This window comes from Mycoplana ramosa (assembly GCF_041930185.1).
GTDB lineage: Bacteria > Pseudomonadota > Alphaproteobacteria > Rhizobiales > Rhizobiaceae > Mycoplana > Mycoplana ramosa.
Genome location: NZ_JBHEEW010000012.1, coordinates 119,462 through 135,950, shown reverse-complemented (window position 1 = coordinate 135,950; position 16,489 = coordinate 119,462). Strand labels below are relative to the sequence as shown.

Below are 16,489 nucleotides of genomic sequence, written 5' to 3'. Positions count from 1 at the left end.
GCCGCTTCTGTCCCGCGCCCCGGAGAGGGGGCAGGCCGGTTGGAACCGGCCGTCGCCTGAAGGGGCGCAGATTGCTCGCGCAATTTGCTTAGTCCTCGAGCGTGCCCGGCTTTCGGTCGAGGCGGGTCGGCTTTCCACAGGCGATTTTCATCAGATCGCCGCCGCGGCGGACGAAGCGATCGGAACTGCGGGTGGCAACCAGTCCGGCTCCGGACGCACGAATGTCGACGGAACCGTCGGCGAAACCCGGTCGCGTAATCAGCGTGGCAAGCAGGTCGCCCGCCTCGACGGTGTCGCCGATGTCCTTGTGGAACAGGACCGTGCCCGGTTCGACCGCACGAACCATCTCGATATTGTCGAGCGGCACCGCCGGCCCGGTGAAGTCGGCCAGCCGCGCGGCCTCGTCGCGAACGACGCCGCGGGCGGCAAGGAAACGCCAGAGCCCATGCGCGTCCGCTTTCGCCATGTCGGGATAGACGTCGCGCCGGCCGCGCAACTCCACGGTGACCGCAAGCCGCCCCGGCACCTGTGCCAGCGTCTCCTTGCCCTGCCGCTTGAAGGCATGGCCCACTGCCTCTTCAAAGGCGCTGCTTTCGCCGTCCGAGAGGAATACGGCCTCCATCGCAAGCGCGCTGGCGAGATCGGACGCCTCCGGCCAGAAGGCCTCGTCGATATAGGCGTACTGGATGGATTCGTCGTCGCAGTGCAGGTCGAGCACGAGCTCGGCCCCGAGCGCCATGTGAAGAAGCGTCCGCTTCAGCCGGTTCACCGCCGTCTGCCCGTCGAGATCCGCAAGCAGGCTGTCGCGCTCGGCGAGCGTGACCAGCGGGAAGTCGCGGTTGAAATTGGTTCGCGAGGCCAGGTCGAAGCGCCCCTGCATCTCACCGAAATGCGATTGTGCGGCACCGATCGGGTTGGCCTGCGGCACGATCGTGATGTCGCCGAGGATGGCCCCTTCGGCTTCCGCTTCGCGCAGGTGCTCGCAAAGGTAATGGATCAGTGCCGTGCCCGGCAGTTCGTTGGCATGCAGCGCAGCCTGGATATAGACCTTCGGTGCGGTGGCGGAGGTGCCGGCGAAATGCAGCACCGGAAGCCGCCATTCGATGCCGGGCGTGTCACCGGGGATGATGAGTTCAGAAATGTTCATGTCTTGGTTCGCTGGTCCGATGCTTGAGCTGACTTCGGCTGGACAATTGTCGCAGTGCTCCATGGTTAGCTGACCAAGTATCGGTCGACAAGAAGGTTCCATTCCTTGGGGTCGCAAAGTCCAGGCATGGCAACTTTAGCACGAAAATTCCGGCCCGGCGTCAAGCCTGCGTATTTGGAGATTGACCGCAGCGGGCCTGTTAGCTGCTGCCCGGAAAAGTATCCGGGCCGCAGAGCCGGGCAAGTCCGGTGACGACGGTCATCGGGTTGAACTCCTGTCGTCGACGCATAATCTTAGGACATACGCGAGCACGGAGCTTTTTCGCCATGTCCGACGCGGTCAGCTACCTGGTCTTCGAAACGCCGAGCGGTCATTGCGCCATCGCCTGGAACGCCGCCGGTATCGTGCGCTTCCAACTGCCGGGTCGGGATGCGGACACGACGCGCCGCCTGCTTCTGCGTCGTCTGCCTGCTGCCGAACCCGCGGACCCTCCGCCTGCCATTGCGGAGACAGTCTCGGCGATTGGTCGCTATTTTGCCGGCGAGGCGGTCGACTTTGCAGGCGTACCCGTCGACCTTTCCGGCCAGTCGCCCTTCTTCAAGGCGATTTACGATGCCGTCCGGCAAGTTCACTGGGGGGAAACAATTACCTACGGCGCGCTCGCCCGTCAGCTCGGCGCCGGCCCGGAAGCCGCGCGGGATGTCGGTCAGGCCATGGCGAAAAATCCGGTCGCCCTCATCATTCCCTGCCACCGGGTGCTCGCCGCCGGCGGCAAGATCGGCGGCTTCTCCGCCCCGGGCGGCGCCTCGTCCAAGCTGAAGATGCTGGCGCTCGAGGGTATTTCCTTCGCCCAGCAGGAGCCGGCGCAGCAATCGTTCGGGTTCTAGTTGGCTTGGTGAGCTGATCCATATTGCTCTGGCCGGCCTGTCCGGGCCGTGGTTTATGGCGGGCAAGCTCGAAGAAGACGCGCGTCGGCGCTTCGCCGTCCGAAGCAAAACAGAAGCCCCGATGCGCAGCACCGGGGCTTTCAAACCTCATCAAAACAAGGGGCGTGCCCTTACTCCCACTCGATCGTGCCGGGCGGCTTGCTCGTCACGTCGTAGACGACGCGGTTGATGCCGCGCACCTCGTTGATGATGCGGGTGGCCGCACGGCCGAGGAAGTTCATGTCGTAGTGGTAGAAGTCGGCCGTCATGCCGTCGACCGAGGTGACCGCACGCAGCGCGCAGACGAATTCGTAGGTGCGCCCGTCGCCCATCACGCCGACCGTCTGCACCGGCAAGAGCACGGCAAAGGCCTGCCAGATCTTGTCGTAGAGACCGGCCTTGCGGATCTCGTCGAGGTAGATCGCGTCGGCCTCGCGCAGGATCTCCAGCTTCTCGCGGGAAATGCCGCCCGGGCAGCGGATGGCAAGACCGGGACCCGGGAAGGGGTGGCGGCCGATGAAGCTGTCGGGCAGGCCGAGCTCGCGGCCGAGCACGCGCACCTCGTCCTTGAACAGCTCGCGCAGCGGCTCGACGAGCTGCATGTTCATGCGCTCGGGCAGGCCGCCGACATTGTGGTGCGACTTGATCGTCACCGACGGGCCGCCAGTGAAGGAAACGCTCTCGATCACGTCCGGATAGAGTGTGCCCTGCGCCAGGAACTCGGCGCCGCCGAGCTTCTTCGCTTCTTCCTCGAACACCTCGATGAACAGGCGGCCGATGATCTTCCGCTTGGTCTCGGGGTCGGAGACACCCTCCAGCTCGCCGATGAAGCGGTCGGAGGCGTCCACATGGACGAGGTGCAGGTTGTAATGCTCGCGGAACATGGCGACGACGTTCGCCGCCTCGTCTTTGCGCATCAGGCCGTGGTCGACGAGGATGCAGGTCAGTTGCTCGCCGACGGCCTCGTGGATGAGCAGCGCCGCGACCGAACTGTCGACGCCGCCCGAAAGTCCGCAGATAACCCGCTTGTCGCCGACCTGCTCACGGATCGCCTCGACGGCGCGGGCACGATAGGCCGACATCGACCAGTCGCCGGTGATGCCGGCAATTCTGTGCACGAAGTTGGAAAGAAGCTTCGCGCCGTCCGGCGTGTGCACCACTTCCGGGTGGAACATGGTGGTGTAGTACTTCTTCGCTTCGTTGACGCAGACCGCAAACGGCGCGTTTTCGGAGACGCCGATGACCTCGAAGCCTTCCGGGGCGACGGTGACGCGATCGCCGTGGCTCATCCAGACCGGATATTTCTTGCCGACGTCCCAGATGCCGTCGAACAGCGGGCTATCCTTCAGGATCTCCACGTCGGCCCGGCCGAATTCGCGGGCGTGTCCGCCCTCCACCTTGCCGCCGAGCTGGGTGGCCAGCGTCTGCTGGCCGTAGCAGATGGCGAGGATCGGCAGGCCGGAATCGAACACCACCTGCGGTGCGCGCGGGCTGCCGTGGTCGAGCACCGAGGCCGGGCCGCCGGAGAAGATGATCGCCTTCGGCTTCATCCGGTGGAAGGCCTCTTCGGCGGACTGGAAGGGGATGATCTCGCAATAGACGCCTGCTTCGCGCACGCGCCGGCCGATGAGCTGGGTCACCTGGCTGCCGAAATCGATGATGAGGACGCTGTCGGGATGGGGTGTCTGGGTCATGGCGAGCCTTTAATGAAATTTGCCGCAGCACGCAACCGGGCAGCCCGGAAATTGAGGCTTCAAACGCCGATCGATCCGTTCAGGATGGCCTGTTCGAGGCGGTCGATGGCGCCTGCAAGTTTCTCGTCGATGACGTGCAGGTATTCGGTCCAGTCGCCGACGTGCTTCAGTTCGGCCTTGCCGTCGGAAATGCCGCGCAGGCCGATCAAGGCGACGCCGAAGGTCTGGCAGGCGCGGAGCACGGCGAAGGTCTCCATGTCCACCATGTCCGCGTCGATCAGGTCATAGGCCGCCCCAGAGACTATGTTCGCCCCCGTCGAAAGGCGCGCTTCGGGAATTCCGGCTATACGTTGCGGCATTGGCACCACGACCGGAAGGTCGAGAAGCGGTGTGGCGCCCTTGGGGAAACCGAGAGGGGAGGCGTCCATGTCACGATAGGAGACGCTCGCGGCCTGGTAGACTTCCGTCTGTTCCAGCGTCGCGGAGCCGGCCGAGCCAAGGCAGACGACGAGATCGGGAAGGCTGTCTTGCGCCTGCAGATCGGCGAGCGCCCGGGTGACCTGCACCGCCGCCTCGACCGGACCGATGCCGGTCATCAACGGCGATATGCGGCCCTTGAGATGCTCGCCGTATTCCGAGGCGACCGCCATCACATAGAGCAGGTTCCGGCTCGCGACGCGCTTCAGTCTATAGCTCATCCGGCGACGTCCTCGCGGCCGCGCACCACCATCATCGTTCCGGTCATCGAGGCGATCAGCTTGGCCGGCCCGTCGCCGATGGCGTACCCCCGGCCGTCCGCGACAATGATGTTCGATCCCGGCTTCGTCACCTCGCCGCGGAACAGGAACCAGTCACCGCGGCCGGGCGACATGAGGTTCACCTTGAATTCGATCGTCAGGATGGAGGCGTCGGGGTCGATCACCGAATAGGCGGCGTAGCCGCAGGCGGAATCGAGCGCGGCCGAGATGATGCCGGCATGCAGGAAGCCGTGCTGTTGCGTCAGCTTTTCGTCGAAGGGGAGCTCGATTTCGACGGTGCCGTGCTCGATGCGCGTCAACTGCGCCCCGATCAGGCGCATGGCCGCCTGCCGCTGGAAACTCGAGGTGATGCGTTCGCGGAAGTCCGCCGGTGGAAGGTCTGTCATGTCACTCGTTTCGTCTCGCCGGACTGCCGGCATCGCCGAGACCCTCGCACGCATGCTTTCGCATCGCAAGGCGTCAATTGCGCGCGTCAGGACCGTTCGCGCACAACGAGCGGAGGACAGATTTGCATGCGCGGCCCGGCGCCCTACATCTTTCACATGGACGATGCGATCGAAATCCGGCGAGGCCGGACCGCAGACGTGTTTGCGATCGGCCGGGTGCTGGTGGAGACCTGGAGGGCGACCTTTCGCGGCCAGCTCGACGATGCCTATCTCGACCGCATGTCGCCGGCCGAGCAGGCGATGCGGCACATGTCCCGGCGCAACGCGGCCGGCGTCGGGCACTTCGTCGCGATCGACCGCAGGAGCGGTGCCTTGGTTGGCTTTGCCAACTATGGTCCCGCCCGCTACACCGCGCCGACGCCCGTCGGCGAGATCTACGCACTCTATGTGCTGCCGGCCTATCAGGGGCGCGGCATCGGCGGCGCGCTGGTGCGGGCCGTGGCGCGGCGGATGGTCGACGGCGGCACGGTCACCCTGCTTGCCTGGGTTCTTTCGACCAACCCCAACCGCGCCTTCTACGAGCGCCTGGGGGCGACGCCGGTCGAAACCGGCATCATTAGCCTCGGCGGTCATCGCTATGAACAGGTCGCCTACGCCTGGCGTGACCTGCACCTGCTGATTTCGCGCGACGCAGGCGCGGCCTGAGGCTGCGCTACGTCCGGTCGAGGCGGACGATGTGCCGATCTCGGGCGGGGTTCAATTCTTGCGGCCCATGGCGCAGAAGAAGAAGCCGTCCGTGTCGGTCGAAGCCGGCGTGAGTGTCACCGTCTTCATGTCCGCCGACCAGGGCTGCGGCTTGTCCGTCCCGAACAGGTCCATCCAAACTTCCGCGGCCGACAGGATCTCGAAGGACGGATTGTCCTCGCAAAAGCCGTAGACCTGGTTTTCGTTTTCCTCGGGCAGCACCGAGCAGGTGACGTACAGCAAGTAGCCCCCCGGACGCACGAAGTCGGCAGCGCTCGCCAGCGCCTCTTCCTGCTGGGCGAGCCGCTCCTCGAGGTTTTTCTCCGTCAGCCGCCACTTCGTGTCGGGCCGGCGCCGCCAGGTGCCGGTGCCGGTGCAGGGCGCATCGACCAGCACGCGGTCGAAGCGACCGGCGAGCGATGCAAGGCTGGAAAAATCCTCGTGCACCTGGACGTTGCGCGTGCCGGCGCGCTTCAGTCGCTCGACGATCGGCGCCAGCCGCTTGCGGTCCGCGTCGTAGGCGTGCACCTGCCCCTTGTTGTTCATCGCGGCAGACATGGCCAGCGTCTTGCCGCCGCCGCCGGCGCAGAAATCGAGAATCTGCTCGCCTTCTTGCGCGAAAACCATGTCGGCCACGATCTGCGAGCCTTCATCCTGAACCTCGAACCAACCTTTCAGGAACGATGGCTCGGCGATGACGTTCGGCAGGCGCGACGGGCCCTCGCCGGCGGGAATGCGAATGCCGTTGCGGGCGATCGTCGTCGGCACGGCGCCGCTGGGTTGAAGCGCTTTCAACACCTGCTCGCGCGAAGCCTTCAGCGTGTTGGCGCGCAGGTCGAGTGTCGGACGGCCCGTGAGCGCTTTGGCTTCCGCGAGCCAGTCCTCGGAAAAATTCTCCTCGAAGGAGGGCTGGATCCAGGCGGGAATGTCGCCCTGCACATGCAGTGGCGCGGTGTCCAGGCGGCGCGTGGCGAAGGCCTTCAGTCGCTCGGCGGGGATCTCGGGGGCGAATTTGTCGCCGTCCAGTTCCCGGGCCAGCGCCTCGGTCGTCAGGCCCCACTGGCGCAGCATCACACCAAAGGCGAGAGAGGCAGCGCTGTCGTCGTTCATCAGGTAGGCATGCGACAGCTTCATGCGCAGCGCGTCGTAGACGATATTGCCGATTGCCGCCCGGTCTCCGGAGCCGGCGAAACGGTGGGCGAGGCCCCAGTCCTTCAGCGCGTCGGCCACCGGACGATTGCGCGTCTCGATATCCGCCAGAACCTCGATGGCTCCCGCGAGCCGTCCACCCAAACGCATTGCTCAACTCCGTTTTGACGCCGTGGTAACGGCGATGGGCGGCAAGAGCAAGCCGAAGGTGGCGAAATGGTCAGCCGACGATCTGGTAGCAGACCTTGGCGTGGCCGGCGCCGATCATGCCGATTTCCGAGGCGGCCGCCTTGGACAGGTCGAGCACCCGGCCGCGAATGAACGGGCCGCGGTCGTTGATGCGGACAACAACGCTCTTGCCGTTGTTGGAATTGGTGACCTTGACCTTGGTGCCGAAGCGCAAGGACTTGTGGGCGGCCGTCAGCTTGGCCGGGTTCATGCGTTCGCCGGAGGCGGTGCGCGATGTCAGCGCGTACCATGATGCGCGGCCGCAGCCGGCAGCTTCTGCGACGGATGCGAAGGTAACGGGCGCAGCGATGACGATCGCGGCAAGTGCCGCCACAGAGGACTTGAAAGACATGTTGACCCCCTCAGAGCTGGTGTCCAGTTTCTTCTCAAGGCTCAGTGTATTCGGGCGAAAAATGGCGAAAAATGGCACGCAACGGGGCGGTTTACTTCGTTAAGAAGTTGGTAACGATTTGAATAAAATGCCGACGACTTCCAGTTGGCCCCCGCTCGGTCGGCAAAAGTCCTTTAGAATCAGCGATAACCTTCAAGTATTGACAGGCGTGGAATTTTCGGCCTCGACCTGCCGGTGGTGGCGAAAAAAAATTGCACATACGTCGAAAAGAGTACCCTAATCCGAATCTGTCGGGGGCCTGTTTCGCGCAAAGATTGTGCAAAATTGACGGAACTTGGGCGGGTGTGCGCCCGTTTCGGCAACCTTTTGTTAACCGAGCCGGCGGCCTCAACCGCGCCAGACGTCGTCGTGCCACATCTGGGCCAGCGACATCCGGTAGTTCGGATAGCGGAGGGTGAAGCCGAGCGCGTGGATCTTCGCGTTCGAGACGCGCTTGTTTTCGCCGTAGAACGACCGCGCCATCGGCGACAGTTCGGCCGTTTCAAACGGGATCTCCGGAGGCATGTCTGCGCCCATGAGCCGGGCCGCTTCCGCCACCACATCCTGCGGCGGCCCGGGCTCGTCGTCGGTGATGTTGAAGATCCCGCCGTGCCCGCCTTGGGCCAGAAACAGCGCCGAGCCGCCGATGTCTTCGACGCGGATACGATTGAAAACCTGATCCTTCTTGATCAGCCGCCTTGCCGTGCCGTCGGCGACGTTGCGCAGCGCGTTGCGGCCGGGGCCATAGATGCCGGCAAGCCGCAGGATCGCAACCGGAACGCCGCTCTCCGCCGAGAAGGCGAGCCAGCGATTTTCCGCCGCGACCCGTTCCACCGAGCGCGTCGACACCGGATGGATCTGCGTATCCTCGTCGACCCAGGCCCCCTTGTGGTCGCCGTAGACGCCGACCGTGGAAAGGTAGCCGGCCCAGCGCAGGTGCGGCATCAGGTCCAGGAGTGGCATGGTGCCCGGGCGGAAAAGCGGATCGCCGTCCTTGCCCGGAGCGATGGACTGGACGAGATGGGTGGTGTCCCGCATTATCGCTTCAAGATCGCCGGAGATCGCCTCCCCGTCGTAGATCAACGGGACAATGCCGAGCGCCTGCAGAGCCGCCGCCTTGTCCGCCGAGCGTGTCGTCCCCGCGGCCGAATAGCCGGCGGCGATGAAGGTTTGCGCGATGGCGCGACCGGAAAAGCCAGCCCCCAGAACCAGAAGACGCATCAGACAGCCTCCATTGCCGCTTCATATTCCGACCGCACCTCGGGGTCGGACTCGCCGGCCGCTCGTCCGGCAAAACCTTGAAACTCGTTTTCGCCCATCAGCCGCCGCAGCGCCCACACCGCCATGCCGCGCACGGTCGGCGAGGGGTCGTCGGCCAGCCTCGTGCAGGTCGCTATCAGCGTCGGATCGGCGCTGTTGCCGGCGGCCATCAGCACGTTGCGGATAAACCGGTCGCGGCCGATCCGCTTGACCGGCGAGCCGGAAAACAGCGCGCGGAAGGCGGCGTCGTCCAGCTCCAGCAGTGCGTCGATGCGCGGCGCCCGCAGTTCCTCGCGGGCGTGAAACTTCATTTCCGAGGCCGTTGCGGCAAACTTGTTCCAGGGGCACGCCGCCAGGCAATCGTCGCAGCCATAGATCCGATTGCCGATCAGCGGGCGCAAGTCGCGGTCGATCGGGCCCTTGTGCTCGATGGTGAGATAGGAAATGCAGCGCCGCGCGTCGATTTTGTAGGGGGCGGGAAAGGCGTTGGTCGGACAGGCATCAAGGCAGGCGCGGCAGGAGCCACAATGGTCGCGCTCGGGCTCGTCCGGGGCCAGCTCGGCGGTGGTGAACATGCTGCCGAGGAAGAGCCAGGAGCCGAACGTGCGGCTGACGAGGTTCGTGTGCTTTCCCTGCCAGCCGAGGCCGGCCTGCATGGAGAGCGGCTTTTCCATCACCGGGGCCGTATCGACGAAGACCTTCACGTCCTCGCCGGCGCGTGCGGCAAACCGGGTGGCGATCTCCTTCAGCTTGCCCTTGACGACGTCGTGATAGTCGCGATTGCGGGCATAGACCGAGATCGCCGCCCGGTCGGGCATGGCAAGCACGCCGCGGGGGTCCTCGTCCGGCCCGTAGTTCATCCCGAAAAGCACCACCGAGCGCACGTCGCCCCAGAGTACGCGCGGATCGGCGCGGCGCTCGCTCGTCGCCGCCATCCACTCCATCGTTCCCTGGTAGCCGGCGTCGATGAACGCCTTCAGCCGCGCCGGTGCATCCGGGATGGAATCCGGCCGTGCCACGCGGCAGATGTCGAAGCCCTTGTCGATCGCCTCGGAAAAGAGGAACGCCTTCAGCTTTTGGCGCGCCTTGTCGGATCTGTCCGCGCTGTCGACGGCGCCGGGCATGGGTCCCGGCCTCAGAAATCAAGGTCCGCGTAGTGCGAAACCGGGGTTACGCCGCGCACGCGCTCGGCAAGCATGGGGCGGAAGGAGGGACGCGACTTGATCCGCTGATACCAGTCCTTCGCCTGCGGCGCGTCCTGCCAGTTGATCTCGCCCAGATAGTCGAGCACGGACACTGCCGCGGCGGCGGCGAGATCGGCGTAGCTGAGGCGATCGCCGGCAAGATAGGTGCGCGACCCGGCGAGCCAGGAAAGATACTTCATGTGCTGGCGGATGTTGGCGCGCGAGTTGCGCAGGATCTTGCTGTCGGGCGGGCCGCCGCCCTGGTCGGGCGTCATCTGCAGCTTGAAGATCCGCTCCCGCACCAGCGGCCGGGTCACGTCCTGCTCCATCTTCTGCAGGAACCATTCGACGAGGCGGCGAATCTCCGCCCGCTGGAAGGGATCCTCCGCCAGCAGCCGCCGGTCGCGCTTCAACACGCCATGGGTCTCGTCCAGATACTCGGAAATGACGGTGGCACCGCACAGCGCGCGCATGCTGTCATCGACATAGACGGGCAGCGTGCCGGCCGGATTGAGCGCCAGGAAATCACGCCTGTTCTCCCAGGGCTGCTCCTCTGCGAAATCGGTCTGGTAGCCGTATTCGGCGAGAATCAGCCGGACAAAACGCGAGGCGGAGGACATCGGGTGATGGTAGAGGGTCGGCATTCTGGCTTTTCTTTTGATGACGGGCGGAGGAAGTGGACCGGCCACGGGGCCGGAGCGGCGGTTTGCACTGGTCACGACTCCTGCCACAAAGCTATAGGAACATGGCGACGTAAACACAAGCGAATCAGTTTTCGTGCTCGCGTGTGACACCATCTCTTCAAGGATTTTCCATGGCCGACCAATCGATAGTCAGTGCCCTCATTCTCGGATTGATCGAGGGGCTGACCGAGTTCATTCCCGTTTCCTCCACGGCCCATGTCCTGCTTGCCGGCCATTTCCTCGGCTTCAAGTCGCCCGGCAACACCTTTGCGGTGCTGATCCAGCTCGGCGCGATCCTGGCCATTCTCGCCGTCTACGCGGCGAAGCTGATCCGAATTGCGCTCGCCCTGCCGACCAGCGCGAAGGCGCGACGGTTCGTGCTGTGTGTCCTGATCGCCTTCCTGCCGGCAGCGCTCATTGGCGTGATCGCGCATGGCTTCATCAAGACGGTGCTGTTCGAGACGCCGCGGTTGATCTGTGTCGTGCTGATTGTCGGCGGCGTCATACTTTATGCGATCGATCGGCTGCCGCTGAAGCCGCGCTACAAGGACATCATGGATTATCCGCCGTCGCTGGCGCTCAAGATCGGCCTGTTCCAGTGCCTGGCCATGGTGCCGGGAACCTCGCGCTCGGGCGCGACGATCGCCGGTGCGCTCCTGATGGGAGCCGACAAGCGCTCGGCGGCGGAATTTTCGTTCTTCCTCGCCATGCCGACCATGCTCGGGGCCTTCACGCTCGACCTCTACAAGAACAGGGATGCGCTGAGCTTTGACGATGGGATGCTGATCGTGGTCGGCTTCGTCGCTGCATTCTTCGCAGCGTTGCTGGTTGTCCGGTCGCTGCTCGACTTCGTCTCGCGGCGCGGCTTCGCACCATTCGCGATCTGGCGGATCGTCGTGGGGGTGGCCGGATTGATCGGCCTGGCGCTTTGGGGGTAGGGCGGGTCCTGAAGCCGGACCCATTCTTGCGGGAATATGAAGAAGAAGCCGGGCGCGATCGTCCGGCTTTTGTCGTTCCGGCTCAGCGACCGATCGAAGCGGTCGTGCAGGGATCGACGCCATAGGCGGGCGCGCAGCCATGCTTGCCGGCAGACACTGTTGTCGGGGCCATGAAGGAGCCGGCCAGGATCACCAATGCTGCGCAGCCGAAGAAGAGTGCAATTGCCTTGCCCATGTCGAAGAGGTCCTTAAAGGAGAGATCCGCGCCGGCTCTGCCCACTGGCCCGTCACGCGAGGCGGTGTGTATGCGCCGCCCTGCGAAACATCAATAAGCCAATATGCTGAATGTCACGTAAATAGAGTACGGACTTTTTTACTGCGGCAGAACTGCAACGTTCGGCCGTCGGGGCATAAGACAGGGCAGCGGCCAGATGAAGAGGGGCCCCGAAGAAGGGGAGAACGGTGTGCCTGCCCGATGCCTTCCCGGTGCCGTATACGCCGCGCTACAGGGTCCCGCGGGTGAACTGCCCCTTTGGGCGGTAGCGAATGAGATAAGAGGGCAGGATGGCTTCGGCGAGCGCGGGCGTAATCCCGAGCGACTGGATCGTGCGGCCCTCCTTCTTCGCCTCGTCGGACACGATGTTGTCCGACCGCAGCAGCTTCACCTGGTCGGCGGTCAGCGGCGGCGTGATGAAGGGGATGAGCGAGGAGAGCGAGCCGATCATCGAGGCAATGCCGAAGGGAATGGAGACCATCGGCCGCTTGCGGTCGATGACCTGCAGCATCAGTTCCAGACACTGGCGGAAGGTCAGCACTTCCGGACCGCCGAGTTCGTAGGTCGTGCCCTTCGCCGCCTTGCCGTCGACCGACAGCGCCACGGCTTCGGCGACGTCCGTGACGTAGACCGGCTGGAACTTGGTGTGGCCGCCGCCGACCAGCGGCAAAGCAGGCGCGAAGCGCGACATGTCGGCAAACTTGTTGAAGAACCCGTCCTCCGGCCCGAAGATGATCGACGGGCGCAGGATGACGGCATCGGGCATCACCTGGCGGATGCCGAGCTCCCCGCGCCCCTTGGAGCGTGCGTAGCTCGAGGCCGAATTCGCATCTGCCCCGATGGCCGAGATGTGCGTCAGCGTGGCGCCGCGGGCACGGGCGGCTTCCGCCACCGCGCGGGCGCCGAAATCCTGAACCGAGTCGAAGCGGTTGCGTCCGCTCTCGAAGAGGATCCCGACGCAGTTGACGACGTGGTCCGCATCCTGCACCGCGCGTTCGATCGAGGCGCGATTGCGCAGGTTCGCCTGCACGAAGGAGATCTGGCCGAGGCCGCCGATCGGCTGCAAAAAGCCCGCCAGGTCCGGCCGCCGCACGGCGACACGGATACGGTAACCCCGTTTTGCCAGCGCTCGCACCACATGACGCCCGACGAATCCGGAACCACCGAACACGGTGACCTGCGGCGGAAGGTTGGAGAGTGTCATGCGGGAAGCTCCTGGAATAGGCGAGGTGGGTGCGGCCTACATATCCCAAAGAAACCGGCAGGTGAAGGCTTGTCTGCACACACCTGCCGGCTTCATCCGGCGTTGTCCCGCGCGGGGTTTCAGACCCCCTCGACCACCACCATCTCGGCGTCGGCGACTTCCTGGCGGATGGCTGCGGCGACCTGGTATTCAGGCGAGTTGTAGCAGTCGATCGCTGCCTGGAGGGACGGGAACTCGATCACCACGTTACGGGCCCGTGGTTGGCCTTCCAGTTTCTGGAAAGTGCCGCCGCGGGCAAGGAAGTTTGCACCATACTTTTCGAAAGCGGGCTTTGCCGCCGCGACATAATCCTTGTAGCGTTCGGCATCGCGAACATCGACGCGCGCGATCCAGTATCCCTTGGCCATGTTTTCCTCCTCCTAATTTTGTCGAATTATGTGCCGAGCGCACCGGCCATTTCGGCGAGGATCGCCTCGGCAGCGGCGCGCGGATCTGCGGCATTGACGATCGGGCGCGCGACGACCAGGTGGCTCGATCCGGCCCTCAGCGCTTCCGCCGGCGTCATGACCCGCTTCTGGTCCCCCTTGTCGGCGCCTGCGGGTCGAATGCCCGGTGTGACGATCGCCATGTCTGAGCCGACGATCTTTCGCACTGCGGAGGCTTCCTCGGCCGAGCAGACGATGCCGCCCATGCCGGCTGCGCGCGCCTGGTCGGCGCGGCGTAGAACCAACGCCTGCGGGGAGCAGTCGTAGCCCGCCTCGGTGAGATCCTGCGCGTCCATTGACGTCAGCACGGTAACGCCCAGCAGGCATAGATCGGAGCCCCTGGCGGCCTCCACGGCCGCCCGCATCGCTTTCGGATAGGCGTGCAGCGTCAGCATCGACATGCCCATCTTGGCGATGTTTTCGACGCCCTTCACCACCGTGTTGTCGATGTCGAGCAGCTTCATGTCGAGGAAGACCTTCTTGCCGTCCTTGGCCAGGTCGCGGGCAAACTCCAGCCCGCCGGCGAAGGCGAGCTGATAGCCGATCTTGTAGAACAGCACGCTGTCCCCGAGCGTGCGGACCTTGGCCTCGGCCTCGGTGACGGTCGGGACGTCCAGCCCGACGATCAGCCGTTCGCGTGCGTTCATGATGACATGCCTTTCCACAACTCCATGGCCGTCCAGTCGCATGTGACGGTTGGATCCGCAAGCCGGAAGGCGAAAAGATTGCCGCCGCCGCCCGGCTGTCGTGAACCCGGGCGTCAGTGCGTCCGGCGATAGGTCCAGAGCTGCGCCGGCGGAATGTTGCGGACGACGAAATCGAGGTGGCTGATCTGGTAGCGGCCGGGCATGGCGGGGACCGGGGAGACGGGTCCGTAGGAGATCTGCACCACCGGCCGCCCCACCGGGATGCGGCTGAGGAGGTCTTCGATTAGCGCGACGCGGCGATGCGTCGGGAAGTTCAGCAGCGGCACGGCTGAGATGACGCTGTCGAACTGCTGGTCTCTCAGTGCAGCGAGCGTGGTATCAAGGTCGAAGGCGTCGCCGTTGATGAACTGCACCCCCTCGAAACGCTCGAGCAGATGGGTGTAGAATTCCGTCGAGTATTCGATCGAGACGACCTTGTCGGGTGCGAGCCCGGTCTCGAGAATCGCCTTGGTGATGGCGCCCGTGCCCGGGCCGAGCTCAAGGACGGGAAGGCCGGAGGCCGGATTGATGACGCTCGCCATCCGGCGCGCCGTCACCGACGAGGTCGGTATGATCGAGCCGACGGCGCGAGTGTTGCTGATCCAGCCCTTGAAGAAGCGGATCTCCTCGTCGAATTTCCTGCCAAGCCGTTCCTTGACCTTCCCGCGCAAATTCATGTCCACTCCCCCGACCTGATGGCTGCTACCTAAGCGTCTTCCGTGTGATTCGAAAGTATTTGTTTCCGGTTGCGGCAAAAACAAGTCAGCTTGCGACCGTTTCGGGTTCCGCGCCCACGGATTCTGTACGACCGGACCGGTAGATCCCAGTCGCCTGGCTAGCGACAGCGCATGAGCATTCGTATTGTCGAAGGAGGCAGACACGTCGCATGCGCGATTGCGCGGCGCCGTCGCCGGCAACAGCTGCATCGTGCGGCCCCGTCACCATCCGCGCACGCTATCGGGCCAGCGGACACAGAGCTTCTGCGAGCCATGCAGGCGGCCGTAGACGAAGTCGGCGATGAAATCCCAACAGCGAATAGACCGTGTGAGCACAAACGAGCGCAATACGGTGCCGTCGGCTGCTTCGGTCGAAGCCCGACGGGTCGGCCGCGGCGTGGAATAAACCGGCTGGACGCAGCTGCGTTCCGAACGCGCGGATCAGACGCGCATTGGCATCAGCACGTACAGCGCATCGTCACCGGCGAGATCGCGCACCAGCGTCGGCGAACCGGGATCCGCCAGCAGAAACACCGCTTCCTCGCCGGAAAGCTGGGCGGTGATGTCGAGCAGGTATTTCGCGTTGAAGCCGATCTCCAGCGGATCGCTGTCATACCCGACCGCCACCTCTTCGGTGGCGCTGCCCGAATCCGGATTGTTGACGGTCAGCGTCATCTGGCCTTCGGCGAGCGACAGCTTGACCGCGCGGCCGCGCTCGGACGAGATGGTCGAAACCCGGTCCACCGCCTGGGCGAAGGACTGGCAATCGATCCGCAGTTCCTTCTCGTTGCTTGTCGGAATGACGCGCTGGTAGTCCGGAAAGGTCCCGTCGATCAGCTTCGAGGTCAGCACGACCGAGCCGATGGTGAAGCGGATCTTCGCATCCGACACCTCGACGGTCACGACCAGATCCGGATTGTCGACCAGCTTCTGCAACTCGCCGACGGTCTTGCGCGGGATGATGATGCCCGGCATGCCCTCGGAACCGGATGGCGCCTCGACATCGGCGCGCGCCAGACGGTGACCGTCGGTGGCAACGGCCCGCAGCTTCAGTTGGCCGGCGTTTTCGATCGTGTGGATGAAGATGCCGTTCAGGTAGTAGCGCGTCTCTTCCGTCGAGATCGCAAACTGCGTGCGGTCGATCAGCATCTTCAGGTCGGAGGCCTTCAGCCGGAAGGTGTGGCTGAAGCTGCCGGCGGTCAGGTCGGGGAAATCGGACTGCGGCAGGCACTGCAGCGAGAACTTGGAGCGGCCGGAAGCGACGGTCATCGCCGCGCCATCCGGCGTGTTTGCCAGCAGCACTTCCGAACCGTCCGGCAGCTTGCGGACGATGTCGTAAAGCAGGTGCGCGGGAACGGTGGTGGCGCCGGCCTGCTCGATCTGCGCCGGCGTTGCCTCGGTGACCTCGAGGTCCAGGTCGGTTGCCTTCATCTCGAGGCTCCCCCCGTCTGCGCGCAAGAGCACGTTGGAGAGGATCGGGATCGTGTTGCGCCGCTCGACCACGCGATGGACGTGGTTCAGCGATTTCAGAAGGTTGGACCGTTCGATGGTGATGCGCATGGACGTACCGCTTTCGACCCTGCCCGCCGGCTTGCCGGCGCGACGTCTTTTATGCTGCCGGCTGGCGCCGGAAGGA

Annotated in this window: 18 protein-coding genes and 1 pseudogene; 3 read left to right on the top strand and 16 right to left on the bottom strand. The window is 64.6% G+C overall.

Going from position 1 to position 16,489, the window contains the following annotated elements:
- Window positions 1–88: 88 nt before the first annotated feature.
- Complete coding sequence (locus JNC62_RS16110; RefSeq protein ID WP_374840034.1) at window positions 89–1,147, bottom strand: M14 family zinc carboxypeptidase; 1,059 nt, start codon at window positions 1,145–1,147, stop codon at window positions 89–91.
- Between the two features lie 326 nt (window positions 1,148–1,473).
- Here JNC62_RS16110 and JNC62_RS16105 point away from each other — a divergent pair, with 326 nt between their 5' ends.
- Window positions 1,474–2,034: a methylated-DNA--[protein]-cysteine S-methyltransferase gene (locus tag JNC62_RS16105; protein ID WP_374840033.1), complete on the top strand. Its 561-nt coding sequence runs from the start codon at window positions 1,474–1,476 to the stop codon at window positions 2,032–2,034.
- Between the two features lie 170 nt (window positions 2,035–2,204).
- Here the strand turns inward: JNC62_RS16105 and guaA are convergent, their stop codons facing one another.
- The 3 genes from guaA to JNC62_RS16090 are packed head-to-tail and all read right to left on the bottom strand — an operon-like array spanning window position 2,205 to window position 4,911.
- Window positions 2,205–3,767 carry a glutamine-hydrolyzing GMP synthase gene (gene guaA, locus JNC62_RS16100; protein ID WP_374840032.1) on the bottom strand — a complete coding sequence of 521 codons (1,563 nt, stop codon included), beginning with the start codon at window positions 3,765–3,767 and terminating at the stop codon, window positions 2,205–2,207.
- Window positions 3,768–3,826: 59 nt separating this feature from the next.
- Window positions 3,827–4,465 (bottom strand): 5'-methylthioadenosine/S-adenosylhomocysteine nucleosidase, encoded by a 639-nt coding sequence (locus tag JNC62_RS16095; RefSeq protein WP_374840031.1) that lies wholly within the window; start codon window positions 4,463–4,465, stop codon window positions 3,827–3,829.
- Window positions 4,462–4,911: a PaaI family thioesterase gene (locus JNC62_RS16090; protein WP_374840030.1), complete on the bottom strand. Its 450-nt coding sequence runs from the start codon at window positions 4,909–4,911 to the stop codon at window positions 4,462–4,464. The genes JNC62_RS16095 and JNC62_RS16090 overlap by 4 nt, the downstream gene beginning before the upstream one ends.
- A 126-nt stretch (window positions 4,912–5,037) precedes the next feature.
- Between JNC62_RS16090 and JNC62_RS16085 the strand changes: the two genes are divergently transcribed.
- On the top strand, window positions 5,038–5,616 hold the full coding sequence (locus JNC62_RS16085; RefSeq protein WP_374840029.1) for a GNAT family N-acetyltransferase: 579 nt from the start codon (window positions 5,038–5,040) through the stop codon (window positions 5,614–5,616).
- A gap of 51 nt (window positions 5,617–5,667) precedes the next feature.
- Here JNC62_RS16085 and JNC62_RS16080 read toward each other — a convergent pair whose 3' ends face one another.
- From JNC62_RS16080 to JNC62_RS16060, 5 genes are all read right to left on the bottom strand, one after another.
- A complete protein-coding gene (locus JNC62_RS16080) occupies window positions 5,668–6,954 on the bottom strand; it encodes an RsmB/NOP family class I SAM-dependent RNA methyltransferase (RefSeq protein WP_374840028.1) in 1,287 nt (428 codons plus the stop codon).
- Window positions 6,955–7,024: 70 nt separating this feature from the next.
- A complete protein-coding gene (locus tag JNC62_RS16075) occupies window positions 7,025–7,384 on the bottom strand; it encodes a septal ring lytic transglycosylase RlpA family protein (RefSeq protein ID WP_374840027.1) in 360 nt (119 codons plus the stop codon).
- A gap of 387 nt (window positions 7,385–7,771) precedes the next feature.
- Window positions 7,772–8,644 (bottom strand): SDR family oxidoreductase, encoded by an 873-nt coding sequence (locus JNC62_RS16070; RefSeq protein ID WP_374840026.1) that lies wholly within the window; start codon window positions 8,642–8,644, stop codon window positions 7,772–7,774.
- A complete protein-coding gene (gene queG, locus JNC62_RS16065) occupies window positions 8,644–9,807 on the bottom strand; it encodes a tRNA epoxyqueuosine(34) reductase QueG (protein ID WP_374840025.1) in 1,164 nt (387 codons plus the stop codon). Before queG ends, JNC62_RS16070 begins: the two co-directional genes overlap by 1 nt.
- A gap of 11 nt (window positions 9,808–9,818) precedes the next feature.
- Window positions 9,819–10,511 (bottom strand): glutathione S-transferase family protein, encoded by a 693-nt coding sequence (locus JNC62_RS16060; RefSeq protein ID WP_310411782.1) that lies wholly within the window; start codon window positions 10,509–10,511, stop codon window positions 9,819–9,821.
- A gap of 170 nt (window positions 10,512–10,681) precedes the next feature.
- On the opposite strand from JNC62_RS16060, the gene JNC62_RS16055 reads away from it, so the two are divergent.
- A complete protein-coding gene (locus JNC62_RS16055; protein WP_374840024.1) occupies window positions 10,682–11,488 on the top strand; it encodes an undecaprenyl-diphosphate phosphatase in 807 nt (268 codons plus the stop codon).
- An 82-nt stretch (window positions 11,489–11,570) separates the two neighbouring features.
- Here the strand turns inward: JNC62_RS16055 and JNC62_RS16050 are convergent, their stop codons facing one another.
- From JNC62_RS16050 to dnaN, 7 genes and pseudogenes are all read right to left on the bottom strand, one after another.
- On the bottom strand, window positions 11,571–11,723 hold the full coding sequence (locus JNC62_RS16050) for a metallophosphoesterase family protein (RefSeq protein WP_374840023.1): 153 nt from the start codon (window positions 11,721–11,723) through the stop codon (window positions 11,571–11,573).
- Window positions 11,724–11,991: 268 nt separating this feature from the next.
- Window positions 11,992–12,966: a complex I NDUFA9 subunit family protein gene (locus JNC62_RS16045; RefSeq protein ID WP_374840022.1), complete on the bottom strand. Its 975-nt coding sequence runs from the start codon at window positions 12,964–12,966 to the stop codon at window positions 11,992–11,994.
- Window positions 12,967–13,085: 119 nt separating this feature from the next.
- Entirely contained in the window at window positions 13,086–13,373 is a 288-nt protein-coding gene (locus JNC62_RS16040; protein WP_374840021.1) for a DUF1330 domain-containing protein, read from the bottom strand.
- 26 nt (window positions 13,374–13,399) lie between these two features.
- Complete coding sequence (gene pyrF / locus JNC62_RS16035) at window positions 13,400–14,098, bottom strand: orotidine-5'-phosphate decarboxylase (protein ID WP_374840020.1); 699 nt, start codon at window positions 14,096–14,098, stop codon at window positions 13,400–13,402.
- A pseudogene (locus JNC62_RS16030) lies at window positions 14,095–14,196 on the bottom strand (histidine phosphatase family protein); the annotation flags it as partial. The gene pyrF and the pseudogene JNC62_RS16030, both read right to left, overlap by 4 nt.
- Before the next feature lie 15 nt (window positions 14,197–14,211).
- A complete protein-coding gene (gene pmtA, locus JNC62_RS16025; protein WP_374840019.1) occupies window positions 14,212–14,814 on the bottom strand; it encodes a phospholipid N-methyltransferase PmtA in 603 nt (200 codons plus the stop codon).
- Between the two features lie 480 nt (window positions 14,815–15,294).
- Window positions 15,295–16,413, bottom strand: a complete 1,119-nt coding sequence (gene dnaN, locus JNC62_RS16020; RefSeq protein ID WP_374840018.1) for a DNA polymerase III subunit beta — start codon at window positions 16,411–16,413, stop codon at window positions 15,295–15,297.
- Between the last annotated feature and the right edge of the window lie 76 nt (window positions 16,414–16,489).